General features: G+C 60.3%; 4 protein-coding genes and 1 tRNA gene. 1 reads left to right on the forward strand and 4 read right to left on the reverse strand.

Translation table 11 applies throughout. The features are described from left to right. Nucleotides 1–280 precede the first annotated feature (280 nt). Nucleotides 281–357 (reverse strand) — tRNA-Arg (locus B4E36_RS03245). 90 nt (nt 358–447) lie between these two features. Continuing rightward, complete coding sequence (locus tag B4E36_RS03250) at nt 448–753, reverse strand: ETC complex I subunit (RefSeq protein WP_018067707.1); 306 nt, start codon at nt 751–753, stop codon at nt 448–450. Between the two features lie 504 nt (nt 754–1,257). Between B4E36_RS03250 and B4E36_RS03255 the strand changes: the two genes are divergently transcribed. After that, nucleotides 1,258–2,730 carry a sensor domain-containing diguanylate cyclase gene (locus B4E36_RS03255; RefSeq protein WP_292051459.1) on the forward strand — a complete coding sequence of 491 codons (1,473 nt, stop codon included), beginning with the start codon at nt 1,258–1,260 and terminating at the stop codon, nt 2,728–2,730. Nucleotides 2,731–2,870: 140 nt separating this feature from the next. Here the strand turns inward: B4E36_RS03255 and B4E36_RS03260 are convergent, their stop codons facing one another. Both B4E36_RS03260 and B4E36_RS03265 read right to left on the reverse strand, forming a co-directional pair. Next, entirely contained in the window at nt 2,871–3,815 is a 945-nt protein-coding gene (locus B4E36_RS03260) for an AEC family transporter (protein WP_292051457.1), read from the reverse strand. Between the two features lie 26 nt (nt 3,816–3,841). Then, complete coding sequence (locus B4E36_RS03265) at nt 3,842–4,585, reverse strand: cytochrome c biogenesis CcdA family protein (RefSeq protein ID WP_230718027.1); 744 nt, start codon at nt 4,583–4,585, stop codon at nt 3,842–3,844. Between the last annotated feature and the right edge of the window lie 294 nt (nt 4,586–4,879).

Below are 4,879 nucleotides of genomic sequence, written 5' to 3' on the forward strand. Positions count from 1 at the left end.
TGCAGATTTCCCGAGCCACCTCTGGCCTTCGCTCGCGGCGCAACGAACGACGGCATTCAGGACAAGGTCGAGAGAGGGTGAACGCCCCATATGGCGGCGCATTGCCGCCGAAGTATCCCGATCTGAATCGTCGCCGAAAAACGTATTGGCCAGCAAGTAGCATAACCGCAGTTGCGTGGAAAAATGGCTAAAAAGAACACAAGAGAAACAGAAACTGTAAACCAGCCCGTAAACCGGCTGAATTTCCTTGAAAGCAGAAATCCTAAGCTATTGAAAAGATTGGCGACCCCTGCAGGATTCGAACCTGCGACCGTCGGCTTAGAAGGCCGGTGCTCTATCCAGCTGAGCTAAGGGGCCGGGTATGGGCCGCATCAATGCCTGATGAGGGCATAAAGGGCAAGACTGAACCTGCCCTTGCGTCGCGTCGACCGCATCGGCGGACCGCGATCAGTGGGTCCAGGGCTGGGTGCGGTTGGGGCTGAAGTTTTCGGAGTACGAGACCACCTTCACCGTCTTTTCCTTCGGCGGGATGACCCGGTAGGCTATGCCCTTGCGGCGGGCGTAATCCTCAGCGTCCTGCTGGGTCTCGAAGCGCAGCTTGACCTGCTGCAGCGTGTCCGAGGACGAGGTATAGCCGAACAGCGGATCGATCGTGCGCGGCGCCTGCTGGTCGAATTCGAGCACCCATTCATGGGTCTTGGCATTGCCCTGCTGCATCGCCGATCTGGCGGGGCGGTAAATCTTCGCCGACATCGCTTTTGCTCCGCTTTGATTGTCCGGCCGGCGGCATCGCGCCAGCCCGTGCCCTTGTTACGCAATTTTTGCCCATGAGCAATAAAAATCAAGCCGAAAAACCGGCGAGAGCCGGCGAATATGTCCTCAATGCCTGAAATGACGCCTCCTCGCAGACCAGCGCGGGGGAACGCCAGCCGGCAACACAGTGCGGAGGGTTGTGGTTTTTCTGCAAGTCCAATACATCTAGCAAAAAGAATAGCATTTGTCGCCCGCCCTGCGTGTCGGGGAGGCAAGCCGCGTTCGGAACCGGGCCAGGCATCATTGCGCCGGGAACGACGCGGAACCCGAAAATTGCGGGCGGCAAATTGCGGCAGATAGCCTTATAGTCCCAAGTCGGCAAAAGAGAACACTGAGTCGCGATCAGCGATACGGGCAAAAGAGTGAACCGATGGTTGCGCTTACATGTCATTGCACCTCCGGTTCCATATCGGTCGTCTGACTTTTCGCTGACGGGACGCACGAATGATGAGCATTAAGTTGGAAAACAGCTCTTTTGAACAGATGTTTGAACTCGCGCCCATTGCCATGTGGGTCGAGGATTTCAGTGGCGTCAAATGCCTTTTCGACCGTTGGCGCTCCGCCGGCGTAACGGATATCGAGGCGTTTCTCAGGGCCGACCGTTCGCGCGTCGCCGCGTGTTCCCGAGCGATCCGGGTGTTGCAGGTAAACCGCAAGACGCTTGACCTGTTTGAGGCAAGCGACATGGAGCAACTGGTCTCCAGCATCGATCAGGTGTTTCGCGACGACATGCTGGAAAGCCATATCAACGAGCTGGTCCAGCTGTTCCAGGGCCAGCATGCCTTTTCCAGCAACACCGTCAACTACACGCTCTCCGGCAAGCGGCTCGATATCCAGCTTCGCGGCCAGGTTCTGCCCGGCCATGAGGAAACGCTGGACCGGATCCTGCTCACCACCGAGGACGTCTCCCTGCGCGAGGCGGCCCATCGGCGCGAACGCGCGCAGGCGCTCTATGCGCATGGCCTGTTCGAGCATTCCCCGGTCTCTCTGTGGGTCGAGGACTTCTCGCGCATCCGCAACCTGCTGGAGGATCTGCGTTCGCGCCATATCGTCGATCTCAGGGTGTTCATGGACGTTCACCCCGATTTCGTGCGCCAATGCCTGAACGAGATCAAGGTGATCGACGTCAACCAGGCCACGCTCGACATGTTCCGCGCCGCCGACAGGCAGACCCTGTTGCAGAACCAGCACGCAATCTTCCGCGACGATGTCGAGGAGCATTTCCGCGAGCAGCTCATCGACCTGTGGGAAGGCCGGCTGTTTCACAGCCATGAGGTGATGAACTACGCCCTCGACGGCTCCGAGCGTTACGTGCTGCTGCATTTCTCCGTGCTGCCCGGCCACGAGCACGACTGGTCGCTGGTGCTGGTCTCGCTGACCGACATCACCGCGCGCAAGAAGGCCGAAGCCTATCTCGAATATCTCGGCCGTCACGATGTGCTGACCAAGCTCTACAACCGCTCCTACTATACCGAGGAGATCAACCGGCTCGAACGCAAGAAATTCCGGCCGATCGGCGTGCTGATCATCGATCTCAACGGCCTGAAGGAAGCCAATGATTCGCTTGGCCATGATGCCGGCGACGGCCTTTTGCGCCGGCTTGGCGAGGTTTTGAACGAAGCCGTCAGCGCTCCCCATTGCGCCGCCCGTATCGGCGGCGACGAATTTGCCGTCCTCATGCCGGGCGCGGGCGAGAACGACGTCAAGGTCATGGTGGAACAGATCGACAAGCTTCTGGATATCAACAATCAGTTCTACGCCGATGCTCCCATCAGCGTATCGGTCGGGGTGGCGATCTGCGAGATGGGCGAAACCCTCGAATCCGCCGTCCGGCGCGCCGACCTGGAAATGTATCATGAAAAACGGGAATACTACGCCTCGCTCCCCGCGCTCGACAGGCGCAATCGCAGGCGTTGATGCCGCCCGGCGACGGGATACCCTGCCCCGCGTAAGCTGCGAAGGCATGGCAAAGGCAGAAATCTGATTCAGATCTGCCGATCCGTTTGTTCTTTCCGTTTCGGCGGGCTGCTCGACAATCCGTCTCGTGCCGAGTTGACCTAAAACGGAATGGCGTTGGCGCTGATCAACGCCAGCAACATGCCAAGCGTCGCCACCGAAGCGATCGTCGAGATCAGGATTGTCGCCGAGGCGCGCTCATACCAGATGCCGTACTGGCGGGCGATGACGAAGACGTTGGTCGCCGTCGGAAGGGCGGCCATCAGCACCGCCGCCTTGACCCAGAGCGGGTCGAACCCGCCATGCGCCATCATGAACAGATAGACCACCAGCGGGTGCAGGATGAGCTTTGCCGGCACGATATAGTTGATTTCCGTCGGCACCCGCCTGACGGGCCTCAGCGCCAGCGTGACACCCATGGCAAACAGCGCGCAGGGCGCTGCCGCCTGGGCTAGGTAGCCCACCAGCCGGTTGAAAGCCTGCGGAACGGCGAAGCCGGATGCGGAAACAGCAAACCCCAGGGCCGTCGCCACCAGAAACGGGTGAAGCAAGGCCCGCAGCAGAATATGGCGGACCAGCGAACGCCCTCCTCCGCCGCCGGCCGTCGCCATCACCGTCGGCGCGACAATGAAATGCAGCGCGTTTTCGAAACAGATGATCAGCGCCACCGGAACGGCGGCCTCCTCCCCCAGCGCCAGCAACGCAAGCCCCGGCCCCATATAGCCGATATTGCCATAGCTGCCGGCAAAGGCCTGGATCGTGGTTTCCCGCACGCCGTTCTTCTTCCAGAAATAGCCGATGGCGAACAGCAAAAGAAAGACGCTGTAGGTCGCGGCAACGTCGATCGACACGAAATCGAGTCGGGTCAGTTGCTCGAACGGCGTGCGTGACACCAGCTTGAAGAACAGCGCCGGAAGGGCGGCATAGATGATGAAGATATTGAGCCAGGCGGTGCCTTCTTCGGGATGGCGAAAGATCTTCGCCGCGCCGAAGCCGATGACGATCAGCCCGAAAAACGGGAAAAGCAGCGCTAGAATATCGGCCATGGCTCCGGTCGCTTGGTGGCGGGCAGCTAACCGATACGCGAGAGCACCGGAAAGGTCTGCTGAAACCAGATCGCCATATCGGCAATAAAGCCGAAAAGAAAGGCGACGCCGGTGAGAATCAGCAGCACGCCCATGATTTTCTCGACAGCGCCCAGATGTTTTCGAAACCGCGTCAGAAACCGCATGAAGGCGCCGGAGAAATAGGCCGCGATCCAGAACGGAACGGCAAGGCCCAGCGAATAGACGGCCAGGAGCACCGCGCCGTTCGAAACCGTCGCCTTGGTGGCGGCCACGGCGAGGATCGCGCCCAGCACCGGCCCGATGCATGGCGTCCAGCCAAAGGCGAAGGCGAGCCCCATGATATAGGCGCCCGTGACGCTTGCCGGCTTGCCGCCGCCGTGAAACCGCGCCTCGCGCGCAAGAATCGGTATCCGAAGCACGCCGAGAAAATGCAGCCCCATCAGGATGATGATCACGCCGCCGACCTTGCTCAGAATGTCCATATACTGGCGCAGCAACTGCCCGATGGTGGACGCGCCCGCGCCGAGCGCCACGAAGATCGTCGCGAAGCCGAGCGTGAAGAAAAAGGCCGGCAGCAGCACCGCCCACTGGCTCGCCGGCTTCGCTTCGCCGCCGCCCTTCAACTGGTCGACCGAGATCCCTGCCATGTAGCAGAGATAGGGCGGCACCAGCGGCAGCACGCAGGGCGAGAGAAAGGACAGCGCGCCGGCCAGAAGCGCGCTCAGAAGGGAAATATCGCCGATCGACAAGAAACCTGCTCCAACACCTTGCAATTGCGGGCGTGGGCAATGCCCGAAACCCATGCTCGCGACCGCGTAAATGCCCGCGGAACGCGTCCGCGGGTCTTAAACCAGATGGCCGGTCAAATCCAATCACCTTTCCGCGCGCCGAAAACCGCCGTATTATCGCTTTCGCGGCGAGATTCCGGGTTGACCTTGGATAAGACCCTTTCTATGTTCCGCCCACTTTCAGCCGGGCATCCGGCTTGGGAGAGCGTAGCTCAGCCGGTAGAGCAACTGACTTTTAATCAGTAGGTCCAGGGT

The organism is Martelella sp. UBA3392, from assembly GCF_002358775.1.
In the GTDB taxonomy this organism is placed as follows: Bacteria; Pseudomonadota; Alphaproteobacteria; order Rhizobiales; family Rhizobiaceae; genus Martelella; species Martelella mediterranea.